Source organism: Sphingobium phenoxybenzoativorans, from assembly GCF_018286635.1.
GTDB lineage: Bacteria > Pseudomonadota > Alphaproteobacteria > Sphingomonadales > Sphingomonadaceae > Sphingobium > Sphingobium phenoxybenzoativorans.
The window spans coordinates 2,015,199-2,034,637 of the sequence record NZ_CP073910.1 but is presented as its reverse complement, the minus strand read 5'-3'; the positions used below and the strand labels follow the sequence as shown (position 1 = coordinate 2,034,637).

Below are 19,439 nucleotides of genomic sequence, written 5' to 3'. Positions count from 1 at the left end.
ATCCAAGGGGCCCGGGGAATCGGCGATTCGACATTTGGGCTGGGATTTGATGGTCCATGTCCAACCTCCATCTGTTTTCATCTCATCGCCTTTGATCCCCTGCCCTCCTTCTCCATTAGTGCGGGAAGTCGGACACTGACCTCCCCCACAGCGTCCAACGCATGGTCTCTATTTCGCTGCTTTCGTGATCTTCGTCACCGTCCCGGCCTTGCCGTCCCAGTCGATCTCGAACGCGACCTTGTCGCCAACGTTGATTCCCGTGAGCAGGTCCGGCTTGATGGCGAAACCCATCTTCATGGCGGGCCATTGAAGCTCGGCGATTGCACCGTGATCGAGCGTCACCACGCCCTTGGCCGCATCGATCTGGGTCACAGTCCCGACACCCCTGCCGTGCTTCATTTCCGTCGCCATCGGCATCTCGGACATGCTGCCAGTATTGGTGGCAACAATCTCAGCGGGTTTCGGTGCTTCGGCTTCCTTCTTGCAGGCGGCGAGCGAGGCCACCAGCACGAGGCTGGACACGATAATCAGGGATTTCTTCACTTCACTTCTCCTTCGGGTTGAACTTGGCGTTGGGATTTGCGGCGCATCAGCAGATAGGCGGCGGGAATGATTAGCATCGACAAGAGCGGTGCGGTGAGCATTCCGCCGACCATCGGCGCGGCAATCCGGCTCATGACTTCCGACCCGGTGCCGCCACCCACCAGGACCGGGAACAGGCCAGCGAGAATCACCGCGACGGTCATCGCCTTGGGCCGCACGCGCAGTAGCGCGCCCTCGCGCACAGCGGCGGCAACATCGCAATCCTCCCGTGCTTCCAGAGCCTGCTTCAGATAGATCAGCATCACCACGCCGAACTCGGCAGCGACGCCGGCAAGCGCGATGAACCCAACCGCACTCGCCACCGACTGATTGTAGCCGAGCAAGTAGAGCAGCCACAGTCCGCCGGTCAGCGCGAAAGGCAAGGTGCCCATGATCAACAGCGCTTCGTCCCAGCGGCGGAAGGTCAAGTACAGCAGTACGAAGATGATCGCGAGCGTCACCGGGATAACGAGCTTCATCCGCTCCTTGGCGCGGACGAAAAACTCGTACTGACCGGTGTACGAAACGCTGACGCCCGGCGGGAGTTTGACATCGCGCACGATAGCCTGCTGGATGTCGCTGACCAGCGTCTGCATATCGCGGTCGCGCCCATCGACATAGATCCAGGTGACCGGTCTGCCGTTTTCGCTTCGCAGCATCGGCGGACCGTCGCTTACCCGGATCGAGGCTACGGTTCCGAGCGTGATCTGCTGACCCGCGGGCGTTAGCACCGGCAGCGCTGCAAGTTTGTCCGGGCTATCGCGGATTTCGCGGGGGTAACGGACTTGGATCGGGTAGCGCGCTAGGCCTTCGACGGTCTGGCCGATGCTCTCGCCGCCGATCGCGCCCGAGACCACCGCTTGGACGTCCGCTACATTGAGGCCGTAGCGGCCTGCCGTGGCGCGGTTGACATCGACATCGATGTAACGTCCGCCAGTCAACCGCTCGGCCAGCGCCGAGGCAACACCGGGCACAGCTTTCACCACCTGCTCGATCTGCTTTGCGGTGCGGTCGATCTCAGAGAGGTTGGAGCCGGCTACCTTGATACCGACCGGGCTCTTGATGCCGGTTGCGAGCATGTCGATACGGTTGCGGATCGGCGGGATCCAGAAATTGGCGAGGCCGGGCACCTTGACCCGCGCGTCCAGCTCATCGACCAGCTTTTCGGGCGTCATGCCGGGGCGCCACTGTTCGCGGGGTTTGAACCGGATCGTCGTCTCGAACATCTCGAGCGGCGCCGGATCGGTCGCGCTATCGGCGCGGCCGGCCTTGCCGAATACACTTTCGACCTCGGGCACGGTCTTGATCATTCGGTCGGTCTGCTGGAGCAGCCGGCCGGCTTCCGCCGGCGAAAGGCCTGGCAGCGCCGAGGGCATGTAGAGCAGGTCGCCCTCGTTCATCTGTGGCAGGAACTCGCCACCGATCCTGGTCATCGGCCAAAGAGTGGTGGCGAAGATCAGCACGGCGATCAGCAGTGTCTGCTTCGGGCGCTTCAGCACCCAGTCGATCGCCGGACGATAGATACGCGCCAACCAGCGGTTGATCGGATTCGCTTCCTCGCTCGGGATGCGTCCCCGGATCAACAGCCCCATCAGCACTGGAATCAGCGTGATCGAGAGGAATGCTGCCGCGGCCATCGCATAAGTCTTGGTGAAGGCGAGGGGCGCGAATAGGCGACCTTCCTGCCCCTGCAGCGTGAAGATTGGCAGGAACGAGAAGGTGATGATCAGCAGACTGAGGAATAGCGCCGGGCCGACTTCCTCGGCGGCGAGGGTGACGATCAACCAGCGCGTCGACTTGTCCGGCTCGCTGGCGGGGTTGGCCTGATGCCAGCGTTCGAGATGCTTGTGGGCATTCTCGATCATCACAACCGCCGCATCGACCATCGCGCCGATGGCAATGGCGATGCCACCCAATGACAGGATGTTCGCGTTGAGCCCCTGCAGGCGCATGACAATGAAGGCGATCAAAATTCCCAGCGGCAGTGTCAGGATCGCCACCAACGCCGAGCGCGCGTGCCATAGGAACAGCGCGCAGACCAGGGCAACGATGATGAATTCCTCGAACAGCTTGCCGGTGAGGTTCTCGATCGCGCGGTCGATCAGGCCAGAGCGGTCATAGGTGGTGACGATCTCGACACCCGGTGGCAGGCTCTTCTTGAGTTCCTCGAGCTTAGCTCTGACGCCGTCGATCACCGCCCGCGCGTTCTGACCCTGACGCATGACGATGACGCCGCCCGCGACTTCGCCCTCGCCATTGAGTTCGGCGATGCCGCGGCGCATCTCCGGGCCGACCTGCACCGTCGCGACGTCGCCCAGCGTCACGGGAATGCCGCCCGCCGCGGTACGCAGCGGCACGGCGCGGAAGTCGTCGAGGGTCTTGAGATAGCCGTTGGCGCGCACAGTATAATCGGCGCCGGCCATCTCGACGCTCGCACCACCGACCTCCTGATTGGCGCGCTTCAGGGCTTCGCCGACTTCACTGGCAGTGACGCCATAGGCCGCGAGCTTCTGCGGATCGACGACCACCTGATACTGCTTGACCATGCCGCCGATGCTGGCGACCTCGGCGACACCTGGAACGGTCTTGAGCTCGAAGCGCAGGAACCAGTCCTGGATCGAGCGCAATTGGGCGAGATCGTGCCCTCCCGTTTTGTCCACCAGCGCATATTCGTAGATCCAGCCAACGCCAGTTGCATCGGGGCCGAGCGATGCCTTGGCTCCTTCGGGCAAACGGCTCTGTACCTGGCTGAGGTATTCGAGCACCCGGCTGCGCGCCCAGTAGAGATCGGTGCCGTCGTCGAACAGGACATAGACGAAGCTGTCGCCGGCGAAAGAATAGCCGCGCACCACCCGCGCGCCCGGCACCGAGAGCATGGTCGAGGTGATCGGATAGGTGACCTGGTTCTCGACGATCTGCGGCGCCTGTCCCGGCCAGGTCGTGCGGATGATGACCTGAACGTCCGAGAGATCGGGCAGCGCATCGACCGGCGTAGTGCGCACCGCCGCCACACCGATCGCGGTGAGCACCAGCGCGGCGGCGAGGACGAGATTGCGCCCCCTGACCGAAGCGCGGATGATCGCGGCGATCACTTACCGCCTCCGATTGGGCGAGCGGTCATTCCGGTGAGGCTAGCTTCGGAATCGAGCAGAAACTGGCCCGACGCCACGATCTTCTCGCCCGCGGCCAGCCCGTCGAGAATTTCGGTCCTGCCGCCACCCTCGCGGCCAGTGCGGATCTCGGCCGGGCGGTAGCGGCCTCCTTCAAGCGCGAGCATGACGAGGGTTCGCGCACCGGTGCGGATCACCGCTTCGCTCGGCACCAGCAGCGCCTGCTTTTGATCGCCGCCCAGTGCGACGCTGGCGAACATACCGGGCCTGAGGCGTCCGCCACGATTGGTAAGTTCAATCCGCACGGTCAGCGTGCGGCTTTCCGCCCGTGTCGTTGGCAGGATCGCAATAACTCTGCCCGTGAAAGGCTCGCCAGGAAAGGCCGCTAGCGTCGCATTGGTGCTCTGCCCGATGCGAACGGTACCAGCCTGCGCCTCGGGCACGGCGGCGTTGAGCCAGACCGTACCGATACCCGTCACCTGCGCAAGCGTCTGGCCCTGCGCCAGTGTTACGCCCGCGCGGGCGTCGAGCGTCTGGATCGCGCCTGCGATCGGTGAGGTGATCGTCACCGCGCCGTTGGTCCGGCCCGTCCGTTCGACCTCAGCGATCAGCCTTTCCGACATACCCATTAGCCGCAACCGCTGACGCGCCGCTGCTGTCAGTTCGGGCTTGCCGAGCCGTCTGACCGCGAGGAATTCACCTTGCGCGCCGCCCCATTCGGGCAGTTGCACGTCGGCAATCGGCGCGCCTGCGCCGATCACATCGCCCGGCGCGCGATCATAGACACGTGTTACGAACCCTCCCGAGCGCGCCTGAACGATTGCCACGTTGCGCTGGTTGAAGTCGATCGTGCCGGTGACAGCGAGCGAGGAAGGCAAGCTTCCCATCTCCGCTGCGGCGATGCGCAGCCCCAGATTCTGCCGCGCGGCGGGATCGATGCTGACCCCCGGCACAGCGTTCGCGGCAGGCGCTCCATCGGCATATTTGGGGATGGTCTTCATTCCCATCGACGAAAGCGAATTGGGATTGTCGTAACGCTCCTGCGGCACCATCGGGTCGTACCAGTAAAGGACCCTGCGCTCTGCTTGAGCCGATCCGGCTTCGTCGGCAGGTCCACCACGCTGGCCGAGCCAATAGCCGCTGCCACCTGCAACCAATGCGACAGCCAATACTCCGGCGCCCCAGCGCGCCGCGTTCTTCGCGTCCATGCTCATGGCCGCATCTCCCCGTAAGTAAAATTGATCCGAATCGCGTCGCGCATGACATCCGACTCGCGCGCCAGCGCATCGACCTCGGCTTCGGCGAGCGCGAGCGTCGAGAGCAGCGCGCTACCGAGGTCGAGCTTGCCGGCAGCATAGCTCGCCATGTCCAGCTCGGCTCGGCGCTTGGCGAGCGGCACCAGCGTATTGCGTGCGTTCATAAGCCGCTGATGATGCATGTCATGGTCGGCAAGATCGCCATCGAGCGCGGCCGAGAGTTCGCGTTCCCCGGCGGTGCGCATCAGCCGCGCCCGTTCAGCTTCGCTCGCTCGCGCGGCGATTTTCGGATCCTGGCGGCGTTTGGCAAAGAGCGGCAGATCGATGCTGACACCGACCGACACCAGATCGCCAAACGCGGGGTCCCGGCGACCATAGGACGTGCTGACCCGCCAGTCGGGATGCTTGTCGGCGCGTGCAAGTTCGGTGTCCGCCTCAGCCGCCTTCGTCTCGGCATCGAGGGCCTGCAAACGCGGCAGCGATGCCAGCCCCGCCGCCAGCCCGGCACGATCCACTTCAAGCACGGGCGGATCGCCCAAGGCGTCGGCTTGGAGATCCCCGGTAAAACGCGCCAGTCTTGCCTGCGCCTTCGTGACTTCGGCGGAAAGTTCGCTGCGACGATCGCCCACTGCCGCGCGCAGCTGATCGGGTTCGAGCGCAGCACTGGGCCGCGCCGAGCCCGACGCCAGCCTCGCGGAAACCGTTTCCTGCAGGTCGCCAAGGCTTGCGTCGAGTAGCTGTAACTGTGCGAGCCGGCGTCTGGCATAGAAGAGATCGACCCAAGCGAGCGCGGTCTCGAGACGGACATTCTGTGTCTCGACCGCAACCCCTGCCTCGGCAATGCCGATCTCCGCCTGCGCGCGGGACCGCTGGGCGCGGCGCTTGGCAGGATTGGGAAACTGCTGGCTGAGACCGACGGTCGTCATGGTGAAATCGTCGCGGTTGAAGCTCCCGGCGTTGGGGCCGGAAACCGGAAATCCCTGAACACCGAGATCAAGCGTGGGATCGGGCAGGCGGCCGGCGGCAATCGCGGCCGAACGCGTGGCCTCGACCCCGGTCGCGCTTGCTTGCAGCGACGGTGCCTCGCGGGCGGCTCGCTGGAGCGCGACATCGAAGGTCAGCGGTTCGGCCAACGCAGCGCCCGGGATCACCGCGAGAAGCGGCGCCAGAACAATTATTCGCATGGGGATCTCCTGATCGGCAGAGCCAAGACCGATGCGCGAGGAAGCCCGGACAAACGGGGCGCCGGCGAAGAGGGGCAAACTCCGCCGGCGCCACGCGCCTGGCTCGCTTCTGTTTATCGGTATCGGCCAGGCAATCGCCTTAGCCGGCCGATGGCTTTGCGGTCTTGCCGCGCATGTCCATCATGCAGCCGGCAGCATCCGCCTTCATCATGGCGCAATCGCAATTGGCCATGCTCGTCTCTCTGTCCTTGACCCAGACGCGGATGCGCGAGGGCCCAGTCGACTTCGGTCCGAACGAAGGCTGGGACTTCCATTCCCAATGGCCGCCCGCGTTATCATGGGCGGAGGCAACGGATGCGGTAGCGAGGGCTGCCGCAAATGCGGCGAGCGCGATAATCGTCTTCATGTGAAATTCCTTGGTTGAACTGGTGTGGAGGCACGCTGCGAACACGAAGGTTCGCGGGCGCGCCGCTAGAGTTCAGCCAAGGCGTGCGGGTGGCTCGGGTTCCGGGCCGACATTGCGGCCGATCAGAGGCGCTGCAAGGGTGAGTCGCGGGATCTCGGCACGGTATTCCCGTGCAGCATCGGATGCGATGGGCGGTAAAAGCGCGAGTGGAACCGCGCAGCCCATCTTGGCGATACAGTCGGGCGTCATGCCCTCGCAAGGCTTTCCGGACTGCGGTTTCTGTTTCGCGAGACCCATCATTTCCGCGCATTCCGGGCTCATCTGCGCGGCAGCAACCAATTGCACAGCCCCATCGACTGGCATGACGTGCGCAAACGCTACTTCCTGTCCCAAGAGGCCAAGCAGTGCACCCAGAAGCATCAACAGGGAAAAGCGACGTTTCACAATATTTCTTTCGGCTTGTGCCTGGCCCTTGTCAATTCCCGCGCGGGACGTTGCCGCGTTTCGGCAAGGCCCGCAAGGATCGGGCAATCCGGCCTTGAATCCCCGTTACACCCTTCGGCCAGTTCCAGCAGTGTGAGCCGCATCGCTTCTAGCGCCTCCGCCTTGCGCGCGAGATCCTCGGCGTGCCCGAGCGCGATCGCCTTGACTTCGCCGCTAGCTCTTTCGCGGTCATCCCACAGGCCTAGTAGCGCTGCTATTTCATTTACCGAAAATCCGAGATCGCGGGCATTGGCAATAAAGCGCAGGCGCTCGACCGAACGCGGGGAATAATCCCGATAGCCGTTGTCGCGCCGGTTTGGCGGCGGCATCAGGCCAATAGCCTCGTAGTGGCGGATCATCCGCTGCGACACGCCCGTCACTTTCGAGAGCTGCCCGCTGTTCATGGACGTTGCTCGCCGGGGGGTGCGTGATGGCCATGATGATGCCCGCCATGGAAGAAGTGCAGCAACGGACAGGCGAACAGGAAAGCGTAGGGGAGCAGGCCGAACAGGTGTTGCCTGTGTTCCGGGTAGAACAGATAGGCTGCGATGAGAGCGGCCGAGACTGCCGCCAGTAACCAGGCCCGCTTGTTGGTCAGATTCACAGCTCGATCCTCCTCAGGCGCAGGGCATTGCCGATTACGCTGACCGAGGACAGCGCCATCGCCGCCGCCGCGAAAATGGGCGAAAGCATGAGCCCGAACAGAGGGTAGAGCGCACCCGCCGCGAGCGGGATGCCAGCGACATTATAGGCAAAGGCGAAAAACAAGTTCTGCCGGATGTTGGCCATGGTCGCGTGGCTCAGGTTGCGGGCGCGGGCGATACCGGTCAGATCGCCCTTGAGCAGCGTGACGCCCGCACTCTCGATCGCGACATCGGTGCCCGAACCCATGGCGATGCCGACATCGGCGGCGGCGAGCGCGGGGGCATCGTTCACGCCGTCGCCGGCCATGGCGACGATACGGCCCTGTTGCCTCAGGTGCTTGACGATCTCGCTCTTCTGGTCGGGCAGAACGTCGGCCTCGATGTCGGTAATGCCCAACCGCCGTGCGATAGCTTCCGCCGTGACGCGATTGTCGCCGGTCAGCATGATGACGTGGATGCCCGCTTCTCCAAGCGTCATGAGCGCGGCGGGCGTGGTCGCCTTCACCGGATCGGCGATGCCGATGGCGCCGGCCACCCTGCCATCGACACCGAGGAATATCGCGGTCGCGCCCTCTGCGCGCAGCCGATCCGCCCGCTCCGCCAATGCCGCGACCTCGATGCCCTGTTCGTCGAGGAAGCGGGCGTTGCCCGCGACAAGCCTGTGTCCGTCCACCAGCCCGGTGATCCCCTTGCCAACCGGCTGGTCGACTTCGCCGGGTTCGCTGATCGTGAGGCCCCTTGTCTCGGCAGCCTTGACCACAGCCACGGCTAGGGGGTGTTCGCTGCTGCGTTCAAGGCTGGCGGCGAGGCGCAGGACCTCGTTCACGTCGAACCCTTCGGCGGTCTCCACAGCTACCACGGCGGGTTTGCCTTCGGTGAGTGTCCCGGTCTTGTCGACGACGAGTGTGTCGACTTTTTCCATACGCTCCAGGCTTTCGGCGTTCTTGATGAGGATACCGGCTTGCGCGCCGCGCCCGACCCCGACCATGATCGACATTGGCGTGGCGAGGCCCAGCGCACAGGGGCAGGCGATGATCAGCACCGCGACCGCCGCGATCAGGCCATAACCCATCGCCGGGGACGGGCCGACCAGCGACCAGGCAACAAAGGCGATCGCCGCGACCGCGATCACCGTCGGCACGAACCATCCCGAAACCGTGTCGGCAAGGCGCTGGATCGGCGCGCGGCTGCGCTGCGCATCGGCGACCATCTGGACGATGCGCGCCAGCATGGTGTCGCGCCCGATCTTCTCGGCGCGCATCACAAGCCCGCCGGTCTGGTTGATGGTTCCGCCGATCAGCTTCGCGCCCGCCTCTTTGGTCACCGGCATGGACTCGCCGGTCACCATCGATTCATCGACCGTGCCGCGCCCATCGAGAACTTGGCCATCGACCGGCACCTTCTCGCCGGGACGGACGCGCAGGGTATCGCCAACCAGCACCTGGTCGAGAGCGATTTCCTCGTCGGATCCGTCGGAACGAACGCGGCGGGCGAGCTTGGGCGAGAGGTCGAGCAGAACGCGGATCGCGCCGCTGGTGGTTTCGCGTGCGCGCAGTTCGAGCAATTGGCCGAGCAGCACCAGCACGGTAATCACCGCTGCAGCCTCGAAATAGGTTGGGACAGCGCCATGTGCGGTCTGAAACGCCTTCGGGAAGACGCCGGGCGATAGTGCGGCCACCATGCTGTAGGCCCAGGCAACGCCGGTCCCCATGGCGATGAGAGTGAACATATTGAGATGACGGCTTTTTAACGAGGCCCAGCCACGCTCGAAGAATGGCCAGCCGGCCCAGAGAACCACAGGCGTCGCCAGCGCCATTTGCAGCCAGTTCGACAACCGAGGGTCGATAAATCGGTCGAGCCCCAACAGATGACCGCCCATTTCAAGCACCACAACGGGCAGCGTCAAAATGAGGCCGATGACGAAGCGCTGCTTCATGTCGGCAAATTCGGCAGACGGACCTTCGCCGAGCGTGGGGGTCATCGGCTCCAGCGCCATGCCGCAGATCGGACAACTGCCCGGACCCGGCCGCTGGATCTCGGGATGCATCGGGCAGGTCCAGATCGCGCCTTCAGGTGCAAGCTTGGCTCGGCGAGGCGCATCGCTCAAATATCGAGCCGGATCGGCATTGAACATGGCCAGGCAACCGGCGCTGCAGAAGTAGTGATGCGTGCCGTCGTGGACCGTGACATGCTCGGTAATCGCCGGATCGACGCTCATCCCGCAGACAGGATCGATTGCCATTCCCGGTGTCGCAGGCCCGGAATGGGCGCAGCAGCTGTGATTATGATGCGACTCGGCCATAGATTGTGCTCCTTCAGTCGCGAGCTTAATCGACCCTGACATCATGTCAGGGTCAAGACCCTTTCAACTTGCCGCTTCGAGCGGGTCGAGAGTGCCAAGCCATGCGACCAATGCGAGGATCGTCACTACTGCCGTGCCCTCTGCCAGCAGACTTCGTTTGAGACCGCTGAGCGTCGGCGCAGGATCACCATTGCCGATCGTGGCACCGAGCGCAGGGGTCAACCGCCAGCGATTGAGCGCGGCCAGCGCCAGCATTGCGGTAAACAGCAGCAGTTTGATGATCAGCAGCTTGCCATAAGGGGTAAGGGGCAACCCCGTGAAATGCGGGAAGCCCACAACTGCGAGGCAATTGATGATCCCGGTGGCCAAGATCAGGCCGACGACGAGCGCGCCAACCCGCGAAAATCGATCGAGCGCGCGGTGCACTACGGTCAGATGCATATTCGATCGGGCCGTTTCGGGCCGAAACAGCATCCACGCGAAGGCAGCGATTCCGCCAATCCAGGCCGAAGCCGCGAGCATATGGACGATGTCACTGAGGCGATGGACCGTCCCGATCCAGCCTTCGGTTGCACCGGCATGCCCGGTCCAGACGAGAGTGGCGATGGCAACCGCAGTTGTAGCCAGCAAGACAAAGTGTGCGGCCGTTGGCCAGCGGCGAAGCGCAATTGCTGCGGCCACGGCAGCCATCATCGCTGTCATCCGGACGATCCATGCCGTGCCGATTGCGGTCCCGCTGACGATCTCACGCATCGTTTCGCGATCGACGGACAGGAGGCTCGAACCCGTCATTGATGCGACAAGTGCAAGCATTCCAAGTCCGGTCAGAACAAGACCTGCAAGAGTTAGAGCGAGTGCGGGACGTGCCAAGGGCAGCAAGCCGAGGCTGCGCCCTTTGCGGTTCAAGGCGTAGAGCGTGAAGGCAGTCAGGCCCGCCAGCACCATCAGGACGGCATAAAGCGCGAACCGGATGACGATGACGGGCAGGTTTTCCATGATGGCTAGCGCACGGTGAAGGTGAAGTTGCCACTCATGCGGTGCGTGTCCGCGCCCGCTGCCGCCCACGTCACGCGGTAGGTGCCGACTGTGAGCCCGCGTCGTAGCTGCAGTGTCATCGACTTGCGGTCCTTGCCCATTTGCGCGGTGAAGCCGGTGATTGGCATCGGCGCGTGGCTGGCCATGCCTGGCATGCCGGTCATCGCGATCTCGGCGCGTGCTGTGGCGCCGATGACGGCTTCGTTGAAGCGAAGTTCGATCCTGGTCGGAGCGGCGACTGTGGCATTGGCGGCGGGGCTCGATGAAACGAGTTGGGTATGAGCGGCAGCGATCTGCGGGGCAGCAAGCCCCAGTGCCGCGGCGGCGAGGGCAAGACTTGGCAGGCGCATCTACAATCTCCTTGGGCTGCGTGTCGTAAGGCAATACGCAGCGCAAATCCTGGCCCCTCGAAATTTGTTGCAGGAATTTCTTTGAGGGATGAGGCGCCCGTCCGCGTATAGGAAGTGAAGACATGAGGAGATTGTCCGTGCCCGACCTTGATCAGGCGCTTCACCGCCTTGGCGCATTGCCGGTTCCGTCCAAGCTGGCCGCGATCGACGATGCCGTGTTCGTCGGCCTTGCGCAGAGCCGCCGGGAAGCAGTAGCTGCCCCTCGCCTGCTAGGGTTTGCCGCTGCGCTTGCATTGGTCCTCGGGGTGGCCGGTGGCGGGCTAGTCGGCGGAGAGCCTGCCGTCGCGCAGCCGATGTCGCCCTTCGTGCCCAACAACCCGCTGGCACCATCGACCCTGCTGGCGGTTCATCCGTGAGCTGGGGCAAGCGTCTGGCGCTGATCGCACTTGTCGCCTTTCTGGCGGCTTTGGGCGGCACTTATGCGGGTCGGGCCATCTTTGCGCCGCAACGGCAGAGCGAGACCGAACTTCATGCGCTCCTGCACAAGGAGTTGAGCCTTGATGCCACCCAGGCAGCGAAGATCGAGGCCATCGAGCAGCGGTTCGCGGTTCGCCGCAGGGCGCTTGAACTCGAGATGCGGGCGGCAAACGCCCATCTCGCCGCCGCGATGCAGGCCGAGCATGGCTATGGACCGGAAGTCACCGCGGCGATCGATCACACCCATCAAGTCATGGGCGAGATGCAGAAGGAGACGCTTCAGCATCTCTTTGCCATGCGTGCCGTCCTCAAACCCGCTCAGGCGGCGAAGTTCGACAGTACCGTGGTCAAGGCCCTTTCGCCTGAAGTTCCGGCTCCCGAAGCGCAGTGAGTCTGCCGCTGTCCGATGGCAGCGATGCGGAACTCGCGGTGCTGGCGCTTGGCGGCAGGCAGGATGCCTATCGCGAGCTGCTGGCGCGACACCGGGAATCAGTATTTCGTCTGGTCCGTGCGACAACCGGCGATCCGCACGAGGCGCTCGACATTACGCAGGACACCTTCATCGCGGCCTTTGCAGCTCTGGGGCGCTACGATCGGGAGCGGCCCTTCGCAGTCTGGCTCAAGAGAATTGCGCTCAACAAATGCCGCGACTGGGTTCGGCGGCGCAGGGTGCGGTCCTTCTTTACACGCGCTGCGCCACTGGATGACTCGTTCAATATCTCCGACGATGCTGTTCCCGCCGATGTTCAAGCTGCGGACAAGGCAGAACTGGCTCGGGTGACCGCCGCCATTTCTCGGCTGCCCGCGCGTTTGCGCGAGGCGCTCGTGTTGCGAACTGTGGATGGGCTGAGCCAGACCGAGACCGCACAAGTGCTCTCCGTCAGCGAGAAGACGGTCGAGACCAGGCTCTATCGAGCCCGCACGAAATTAAAGGCGTTGCTCGGCGAATAATGTCGTCAGGAAAATTTTGAGGGGCCGGACGCGGTGCTGCGTATGGGCTTGTGACAGTTTCACAATCTCATCCGGATTACCCATGCCTGCAATCCCGTTCGATCGTCGCACCCTGATCCGTTCCGCCGCATGGGGTTGTGGTGGTTTCGCCCTCTCGTCGGCTCTGCCCGCATGGGCGCGCAGCGGAACACCCGGTCTCGCCGGACCAATGGCGACAATTTCGGGAGAGGACATCGCCCTTTCGATCGGCCACGCGATGATCGGCATCGGCGGCCGTGAAGGCCATGCCGTCGGGATCAACGGCGCTACCCCCGGCCCCGTCATCCGGCTGAAGGAAGGCCAGAGGGTTCGCCTTGCGGTGACCAATACGCTGGCTGAGGAAAGCTCGATCCACTGGCACGGCCTGCTGGTTCCGTTCCAGATGGACGGCGTTGCGGGGGTGAGCTTCCCGGGAATCAAGGCGGGACAGGCCTTCACTTACGAGTTCCCGGTGCGCCAGTCCGGCACCTACTGGTATCACAGCCATTCGGGCATGCAGGAAGCCATGGGCATGTATGGCGCCATCGTCATCGATCCGGCCGGCCCCGATCCCGCCCGCTATGATCGTGAGCATGTGATCCTGCTCGCTGACTGGAGCTTCACCCATCCACATGAGTTGCTGCGCAAGCTGAAGGCGCAGGGCGGTTATTTCAACATGCAGAAGCAGACCCTGTCCGACCTGCTGGCAGGCAAGGAGCAATCCGCTTCCGAACGGCGCATGTGGGCGAAGATGCGGATGGACCCGACCGACATCTCGGATGTCACGGGCTCGACCTATCACTACCTGGTCAATGGCCACGACTGCACGGCCAACTGGACCGGTCTGTTCACGCCGGGTGAACGCGTGCGCCTGCGGATCATCAATGCTTCGGCGATGACCAACTTCAACGTGCGGATACCGGGCCTGCCGATGACGGTGGTCGCCGCCGACGGGCAGAACGTGCAGCCCGTCGAGACCGACGAGTTCCAGATCGGCATCGCCGAGACCTACGACGTGATCGTCCAGCCTTCGGCGGACATGGCCTATGGCTTCATTGCCGAGGCGATCGACCGTTCAGGCCAGGTCCGCGCGACTCTGGCACCGCGCCTCGGCATGGTCGCGCCGATCCCTGTCATTCGCGAACGCCCGCTGCTCACCATGAAGGACATGGGCATGGGCGAGGTGGACATGTCCGGCGGTGGCCATTCAGGACACGGCGCGGCAGCACCCGCCGCTGACCCGATGCCGGGCATGGATATGTCGGGCAGTGGCGACATGTCCGGAATGGACATGAGTGGCGGTTCCATGAACATGCGAGATCCTTCGGTCGCGCCGCAGGTCAAGCTCGGTCCGGGGGTCGCGACCCTGTCGCCGATGCCGATGGACCGGACCGGCGAGCGCCCTACAGGCCTCGAAAAAGTCGATCACCGCGTCCTGACCTACCACGACCTTAGGTCGCTGGCCCCCAATGCCGACACCCGCACGCCATCGCGCGAGATCGACCTGCATCTTACCGCCAACATGGAGCGCTACATGTGGTCCTTCGACGGCGAAAAGTTCAGCGAGAATACTGAACCGATCCCCTTCCGGCATATGGAACGGGTGCGCGTCAACCTCATCAACGACACGATGATGCCGCACCCGATCCACCTCCACGGGCATTTCTTCGAGCTTGTGACTGGCAATCCAGGCCATCACCCGATGAAGCACACGGTCAACGTGCTGCCCGGTGGCAAGGTCTCGTTCGACTTGACTGCGGACGGGCTCGGCGACTGGGCGTTCCATTGCCACATGCTGCTCCATATGATGTCCGGCATGTTTCGCGTCGTGACCGTGCGCCATGAGGAGGACGCGGCATGAGAACGATCCTGCTCAGCACTGCCGCTGCGCTGCTGACTGTGCCCGGTATCGCCGCGGCACAGTCTTCCATGCCGGGCATGGACATGAAGGGCGTTCCGCAACCGTCAGACTCCGCTCCGCCCAAGGCGCCAGCTGATGCGCACGCCGGACATTCAACGCCTGAGGCGCCTGCACCAGCGCCTAACAAGGCCGATCCGGACGCGGCGCATGATACGACCTCCAAACCCTCCAGTGTAGAGGCGATGGATCATTCGGGTCATGACATGGCCGGAATGGCAGACATGCCCGCTCATGGAACGGAAATCGGCACCGCTCCGGCCCCGGCCCCGCCAGCCGATCATGCTGCCGACGCGGTGTTCGATCCGGCCGAGATGGCCCGATCGCGCGAAGCGTTGCGCCGAGAGAATGGCGCATTCACAGGCTCGATGGTGCTGTTCGACCTTGCCGAATATCAGGCGCGCAAGGGCGGCGATGGCTATCGCTGGGAGGGCGAGGCGTGGTTCGGCGGCGACATCGATCGCCTGCTGATCAAGACCGAAGGCGAAGGCACCTTTGGCAAGCCGATCGAAGACTTCGAGGTCCAGGCGCTCTATTCGCGGGCAATCTCGCCGTTCTGGAATGCGCAGGTCGGCGTGCGCCATGACATTGTCCCCAATCCCTCGCGGACTTATGCCGTCATCGGCGTTGAAGGCATCGCGCCCTATTGGTTCCATGTGACAGGACAGGTGTTCCTGTCCAACAAGGGTGATGTCCGGGCGCGATTGGAAGGCAGCTACGATGAGCGCATTACCCAGCGGCTCATTCTCCAGCCCCGGGTCGAGTTCAATTTCTCCGCACAGGATATTCCCGCAATCGGCATGGGCTCGGGGCTTTCGGACTTAGAGCTGGGTGCCCGGTTGCGCTATGAAATCCGTAAGGAATTCGCGCCCTATGTTGGTGTCGAATGGGTGAAAAAGACCGGCAATAGCGCCCGGTTTGCGAGGGCAGTCGGCGAAGATCCCGATGTCGTCAATTTAGTGGCGGGCATCCGGTTCTGGTTCTGAGAGGCCGTAACCAGCGCCTCTACCTGCTCGCGAGCAGGACACACTGTGGCTGGCTCTCGTGATCGGCGTGCGGACGCGCGCCTGCAAGTCGCCGCGGTTCAGCGCTTTGGAGTTCTTTTTCCAAGCAAGAGCATGGAAAGCGCTGCTGCCGCGAACGCCGCACCGGTAGCAAAAGTCACGCTCATCCCGAATTGATTCCATAGCAACCCGGCCAGGACACTTGCGACGAGCATGGCAATACCCGTTGCCAGATTGAACAGGCCGAACGCCGAGCCTCTCAATTCCGGAGGCGCACGCTCGGCCACGAGCTTTGCCATCAAGCCTTGGGTCAGCGCCATATGCAGACCCCAGAGCGCGATGCCGATGAAAGCGCCCAGCAATCCCGGTACAAGGGCAAGGAGCAGATCGGCGAGGATCAGGCAAGCAAGCCCCCATCCCAGCAAAGTGCGAGCCGAAAGCCGGTCCGAAGCAATGCCGGCCGGATAGGCACCAGCAGCGTAAACGATGTTCATGACGACGAGGACTGCTGGTGCAAATGTCAGGGGAAGTCCTTCAGCTGACGCCTTGAGTATTAGGAATGCTTCGCTGAACCGGGCAAGTGTGAACACAGATCCAAGCGCAGTCACTCGCCAGAACGGGCTCTCGAGTAGCCTCAAGTCGACGAGCGTGATTGGTGGCCGGTTCGGCATAGCCTGTTCATGACCGCACCGGTCCTCAACTCCGAAAATCACAAGCAGGACGGCAAGTATGGCGGGTACCACCGCGATCCAGAAGACAAGCCGAATATCATCGCTCAATGCTGCCATCAGCCCGATGGCGAGAAGCGGACCAGCGAAGGCTCCGACAGTGTCGAGCGACTGGCGCAGGCCGAAGGCCCGCCCGTGAATGGCTTCAGGCGTGACGTCGGCAACCAGCGCATCACGCGGGGCGCCCCGCAGACCCTTGCCGATCCTGTCCGCGAAACGTGAGGCGAGAACCACTGCAGCCGACCCGGCAAGGGCAAAAAGCGGTTTGGAGAGCGCGCCCAGCCCATAGCCCAAAAGGATCAGCGGCTTTCGTCGGCCCATCCGATCCGAGATATAGCCCGAGAACACCTTGCTAATGGAGGCGGTCGCTTCGGCAATTCCATCTATCAGTCCGACCATGACGACGCTCACACCGAGTGTGGTCGTGAGGAACAGCGGCAACAATGCGTGAATGATCTCGGACGACAGGTCCATGAACAGGCTGACAAGGCCGAGCGCCCAGACTGTGCGGGGAACCTTATCCACGTGGGCGCGGCGCCAGGGTTTCGATGATCTTGCAGTCGGCTACCGTCCCGTGGCTGCATGAACCGATTACGCGCGCAAGTTCAGCGCGCAGGGCCGTCAGGTCAGCGATCTTTCGGTCGATCTCAGCCAGGTGGACACGGGCGATACGGTCGACTGCTTCGCAGGATTGATCGACGTCGTCGGCAAGCGTGAGCAACTCGCGTACTGCATCCAGCGGAAAGCCAAGAGTCCGGCTGCGACGAATGAATGCCAACCGCTGTGTATCTGCATCGCGATAGATACGCCGCCCCGAAGCGCTGCGTTCGGCCTGGGGCAACAACCCGCTCTCTTCATAGAAGCGGATCGTATTTACCTTGGTTCCCGTCAGCCGGGCCAGGTCGCCGATTGCTAGATGTGGCGCCTCTGTCACCCTCGATCTCCATGTTGCGATTGATTCGCAAAAATCGCTTGCTCCTACAGTTACTGGAGGTTGTATCGGAAGTCCATGAACCTCGCCGAATCAAGTAAATCCGGGCTAAATCGCGTGATTGCCGCGCGAGGCTTACTGCCGATCCTCTTGGCTTTCCTGACGATAGCGCTTGGCCTGACGCAACCTGCCTACGCCAAGGCAAGCGATGACGATGTGCAAACCGCGTGGCGGTTGCTCGACTATGTGGCGGTCGATTACCGGGGTGCGGTTGCCGCTGGTCAGGTCAAGAGCGCATCCGAATATGCGGAGATGACCGAGTTTTCGGTGACGGTTGAAGCCAAGATTGCGGCCCTTCCGGTTACAACCAATCGCGCCAGCCTGATCGCCGAGGTCAGGGCGTTCCGGGCAATGGTTGCCCGGAAAGCAGCGCCCGATGATGTAGCGAAAGCCGCGCGGGCGCTTGGCAGCCATTTGCTGACTGCATATCCCGTGCCGCTCGCACCGACCAAAACGCCCGATCTTGAGCGTGGCGCGGCGCTCTACGCCGACAATTGCGCGAGTTGCCACGGCCTGAATGGCGATGGCCATGGCCCCGATGCTGCCAAACTGAACCCAGCACCCGTTGCTTTCCGCAATGCAGACCGCGCCCGCGAGCGCAGCCCATTTGCCCTCTATCAGGTGATTGGTCAGGGCCTCGACGGGACAGCGATGCGCAGCTTTTCCGAACTTCCGTCGCAAGATCGCTGGGCGCTCGCCTTCTATGCTGGCCGTTTTGCTTTCGGAGAGAGCGAAAAAGGCGAGCAGCTTTGGAAATCTGATCCTGCCTTGCGTAGCCGCGTTCCAAGCCTTGCGGCTCTCGCCGGATTGACCCCTGCAACGCTTGGGCAGCAAATCGGGCAGGACAAAGCTGACGCGGTATTGGCCTACTTGCGTGCGCATCCAGAAGCGGTGACAGCGGTGAGGGCCGGATCATTGACGGTCGCGCATGAGAAATTACAGGCGAGCGTTAGGGCCTATGAGGCGGGCGACCGGGAAGCGGCCAAGAAACTGGCACTTTCGGCCTATCTCGATGGATTTGAACCTGTGGAACCCGCCCTTGCGGCCCGCGATGCGACACTGATGGGCCGGATCGAAGCCGAGATGGGCAATCTGCGCGCGATGATCGGTCGCGGCGAGCCTGTTGCCGCAGTCAAGGATCAGGTCGCTGTTCTCGATACACTGTTCAGTGATGCCGAAGAGGTGCTGTCGCCTGACGCCGCCAGCACAGCATCCACATTTATCGGTGCCTTCACCATCCTGCTGCGCGAAGGACTGGAGGCATTGCTGATCGTCGTTGCGATGATCGCTTTCTTGCGAAAGGCGGATCGCGGGGAAATGGTCCGCCATGTCCATAGCGGCTGGGTAGCGGCCCTCATTGCCGGCGGCGTCACCTGGGCGATCGCTACCTTCTTCATCGGCATCAGCGGCGCGAGCCGCGAGCTGACCGAGGGCTTCGGCTCCTTGTTCGCGGCCATCGTCCTGGTATCGGTGGGTATCTGGATGCACGGCAAATCTCAGGCAGGCGAATGGCAGCGTTATATCGATGAGACGCTGGGCAAGGCCTTGTCGCGCAGCTCGGCATGGTTTCTGTTCGGCCTCGCCTTCATTGTCGTTTACCGCGAGGTATTCGAGACGATCCTGTTTTATGCGGCCCTCACTGCGCGAGGGAGCGGTGCAGTCATTCTTACTGGTGCAGTCACCGCCATTTCCTTGCTCGGGATCATAGCGTGGGTGATGCTGCGGTTCAGCGCCAAGCTGCCGGTAAGCGAGTTCTTCAAATATAGCTCCGCCCTCATTGCCGTCCTCGCGATCGTGCTGGCGGGCAAGGGTGTGGCCGCGTTGCAGGAGGCCGGGATGATCGACATCGCGCCGCTTGCCCAAATCCCGCGCATACCGGTGCTGGGCTTGTTCCCGACGTGGGAATCCGTGGGCGCGCAGCTTTTGACGGTTGCGATCGTCGTGTTGGGTGGCTGGTACAACGAGCGGCTTGCCAGACGGTCGGGTGCTGCATGACTTGG

The 19,439-nt window shown here is 63.1% G+C and carries 19 protein-coding genes; 6 read left to right on the top strand and 13 right to left on the bottom strand.

The annotated features are described in order from the left end of the window. Positions 1-168 precede the first annotated feature (168 nt). From KFK14_RS09890 to copC, 11 genes are all read right to left on the bottom strand, one after another. The gene (locus KFK14_RS09890; RefSeq protein ID WP_066768196.1) at positions 169-543 is read right to left on the bottom strand and encodes a copper-binding protein; all 375 of its coding nucleotides are present in this window, start codon (positions 541-543) and stop codon (positions 169-171) included. Next, positions 540-3,674: an efflux RND transporter permease subunit gene (locus KFK14_RS09885; RefSeq protein ID WP_066768195.1), complete on the bottom strand. Its 3,135-nt coding sequence runs from the start codon at positions 3,672-3,674 to the stop codon at positions 540-542. The genes KFK14_RS09890 and KFK14_RS09885 overlap by 4 nt, the downstream gene beginning before the upstream one ends. Beyond that, positions 3,671-4,906 (bottom strand): efflux RND transporter periplasmic adaptor subunit, encoded by a 1,236-nt coding sequence (locus KFK14_RS09880; RefSeq protein ID WP_066768194.1) that lies wholly within the window; start codon positions 4,904-4,906, stop codon positions 3,671-3,673. Before KFK14_RS09880 ends, KFK14_RS09885 begins: the two co-directional genes overlap by 4 nt. After that, positions 4,903-6,132: a TolC family protein gene (locus KFK14_RS09875; RefSeq protein ID WP_066768193.1), complete on the bottom strand. Its 1,230-nt coding sequence runs from the start codon at positions 6,130-6,132 to the stop codon at positions 4,903-4,905. The genes KFK14_RS09880 and KFK14_RS09875 overlap by 4 nt, the downstream gene beginning before the upstream one ends. A 139-nt stretch (positions 6,133-6,271) precedes the next feature. Beyond that, entirely contained in the window at positions 6,272-6,538 is a 267-nt protein-coding gene (locus KFK14_RS09870; protein ID WP_066768191.1) for a hypothetical protein, read from the bottom strand. A 72-nt stretch (positions 6,539-6,610) separates the two neighbouring features. Further along, positions 6,611-6,982, bottom strand: coding sequence for a hypothetical protein (locus tag KFK14_RS09865; protein ID WP_231736718.1), 372 nt, complete (start codon positions 6,980-6,982; stop codon positions 6,611-6,613). Then, a complete protein-coding gene (gene cueR / locus KFK14_RS09860) occupies positions 6,979-7,425 on the bottom strand; it encodes a Cu(I)-responsive transcriptional regulator (RefSeq protein WP_066768189.1) in 447 nt (148 codons plus the stop codon). The genes KFK14_RS09865 and cueR overlap by 4 nt, the downstream gene beginning before the upstream one ends. Next, positions 7,422-7,625, bottom strand: coding sequence for a DUF2933 domain-containing protein (locus KFK14_RS09855; RefSeq protein ID WP_197421607.1), 204 nt, complete (start codon positions 7,623-7,625; stop codon positions 7,422-7,424). Before KFK14_RS09855 ends, cueR begins: the two co-directional genes overlap by 4 nt. Further along, positions 7,622-9,967 carry a heavy metal translocating P-type ATPase gene (locus KFK14_RS09850; protein WP_212610684.1) on the bottom strand — a complete coding sequence of 782 codons (2,346 nt, stop codon included), beginning with the start codon at positions 9,965-9,967 and terminating at the stop codon, positions 7,622-7,624. The genes KFK14_RS09855 and KFK14_RS09850 overlap by 4 nt, the downstream gene beginning before the upstream one ends. A 63-nt stretch (positions 9,968-10,030) precedes the next feature. Beyond that, positions 10,031-11,032, bottom strand: coding sequence for a copper homeostasis membrane protein CopD (gene copD / locus KFK14_RS09845; RefSeq protein WP_212610683.1), 1,002 nt, complete (start codon positions 11,030-11,032; stop codon positions 10,031-10,033). Next, positions 10,969-11,352 carry a copper homeostasis periplasmic binding protein CopC gene (gene copC / locus KFK14_RS09840; protein ID WP_066764497.1) on the bottom strand — a complete coding sequence of 128 codons (384 nt, stop codon included), beginning with the start codon at positions 11,350-11,352 and terminating at the stop codon, positions 10,969-10,971. The genes copD and copC overlap by 64 nt, the downstream gene beginning before the upstream one ends. A gap of 137 nt (positions 11,353-11,489) precedes the next feature. Here copC and KFK14_RS09835 point away from each other — a divergent pair, with 137 nt between their 5' ends. From KFK14_RS09835 to KFK14_RS09815, 5 genes are all read left to right on the top strand, one after another. Continuing rightward, a complete protein-coding gene (locus KFK14_RS09835; RefSeq protein WP_231736521.1) occupies positions 11,490-11,768 on the top strand; it encodes a hypothetical protein in 279 nt (92 codons plus the stop codon). After that, positions 11,765-12,220, top strand: a complete 456-nt coding sequence (locus KFK14_RS09830; protein WP_066764492.1) for a periplasmic heavy metal sensor — start codon at positions 11,765-11,767, stop codon at positions 12,218-12,220. Before KFK14_RS09835 ends, KFK14_RS09830 begins: the two co-directional genes overlap by 4 nt. Beyond that, positions 12,217-12,780, top strand: a complete 564-nt coding sequence (locus KFK14_RS09825) for an RNA polymerase sigma factor (RefSeq protein ID WP_066764488.1) — start codon at positions 12,217-12,219, stop codon at positions 12,778-12,780. Before KFK14_RS09830 ends, KFK14_RS09825 begins: the two co-directional genes overlap by 4 nt. Positions 12,781-12,862: 82 nt before the next feature. Further along, complete coding sequence (locus KFK14_RS09820) at positions 12,863-14,659, top strand: copper resistance system multicopper oxidase (protein ID WP_066764486.1); 1,797 nt, start codon at positions 12,863-12,865, stop codon at positions 14,657-14,659. Beyond that, positions 14,656-15,702, top strand: a complete 1,047-nt coding sequence (locus KFK14_RS09815; protein ID WP_066764484.1) for a copper resistance protein B — start codon at positions 14,656-14,658, stop codon at positions 15,700-15,702. The genes KFK14_RS09820 and KFK14_RS09815 overlap by 4 nt, the downstream gene beginning before the upstream one ends. A gap of 98 nt (positions 15,703-15,800) precedes the next feature. Here the strand turns inward: KFK14_RS09815 and KFK14_RS09810 are convergent, their stop codons facing one another. Together KFK14_RS09810 and KFK14_RS09805 are read right to left on the bottom strand one after the other, a co-directional pair. After that, a complete protein-coding gene (locus tag KFK14_RS09810; RefSeq protein ID WP_066764482.1) occupies positions 15,801-16,973 on the bottom strand; it encodes an MFS transporter in 1,173 nt (390 codons plus the stop codon). Further along, positions 16,966-17,382, bottom strand: a complete 417-nt coding sequence (locus KFK14_RS09805; RefSeq protein ID WP_066764479.1) for a MerR family transcriptional regulator — start codon at positions 17,380-17,382, stop codon at positions 16,966-16,968. Before KFK14_RS09805 ends, KFK14_RS09810 begins: the two co-directional genes overlap by 8 nt. A gap of 75 nt (positions 17,383-17,457) precedes the next feature. Here KFK14_RS09805 and KFK14_RS09800 point away from each other — a divergent pair, with 75 nt between their 5' ends. Next, a complete protein-coding gene (locus KFK14_RS09800; protein ID WP_066764478.1) occupies positions 17,458-19,434 on the top strand; it encodes an FTR1 family protein in 1,977 nt (658 codons plus the stop codon). Positions 19,435-19,439: the final 5 nt, after the last annotated feature.

What these genes read in the sequence shown, in the direction of transcription:
- KFK14_RS09880 (WP_066768194.1), bottom strand. Translation starts at nt 4,906, where the DNA reads ATGAGCATGGACGCGAAGAACGCGGCGCGCTGGGGCGCCGGAGTATTG.
- KFK14_RS09875 (WP_066768193.1), bottom strand. Translation starts at nt 6,132, where the DNA reads ATGCGAATAATTGTTCTGGCGCCGCTTCTCGCGGTGATCCCGGGCGCT.
- KFK14_RS09870 (WP_066768191.1), bottom strand. Translation starts at nt 6,538, where the DNA reads ATGAAGACGATTATCGCGCTCGCCGCATTTGCGGCAGCCCTCGCTACC.
- cueR (WP_066768189.1), bottom strand. Translation starts at nt 7,425, where the DNA reads ATGAACAGCGGGCAGCTCTCGAAAGTGACGGGCGTGTCGCAGCGGATG.
- KFK14_RS09850 (WP_212610684.1), bottom strand. Translation starts at nt 9,967, where the DNA reads ATGGCCGAGTCGCATCATAATCACAGCTGCTGCGCCCATTCCGGGCCT.
- copC (WP_066764497.1), bottom strand. Translation starts at nt 11,352, where the DNA reads ATGCGCCTGCCAAGTCTTGCCCTCGCCGCCGCGGCACTGGGGCTTGCT.
- KFK14_RS09820 (WP_066764486.1), top strand. Translation starts at nt 12,863, where the DNA reads ATGCCTGCAATCCCGTTCGATCGTCGCACCCTGATCCGTTCCGCCGCA.
- KFK14_RS09815 (WP_066764484.1), top strand. Translation starts at nt 14,656, where the DNA reads ATGAGAACGATCCTGCTCAGCACTGCCGCTGCGCTGCTGACTGTGCCC.
- KFK14_RS09800 (WP_066764478.1), top strand. Translation starts at nt 17,458, where the DNA reads ATGAACCTCGCCGAATCAAGTAAATCCGGGCTAAATCGCGTGATTGCC.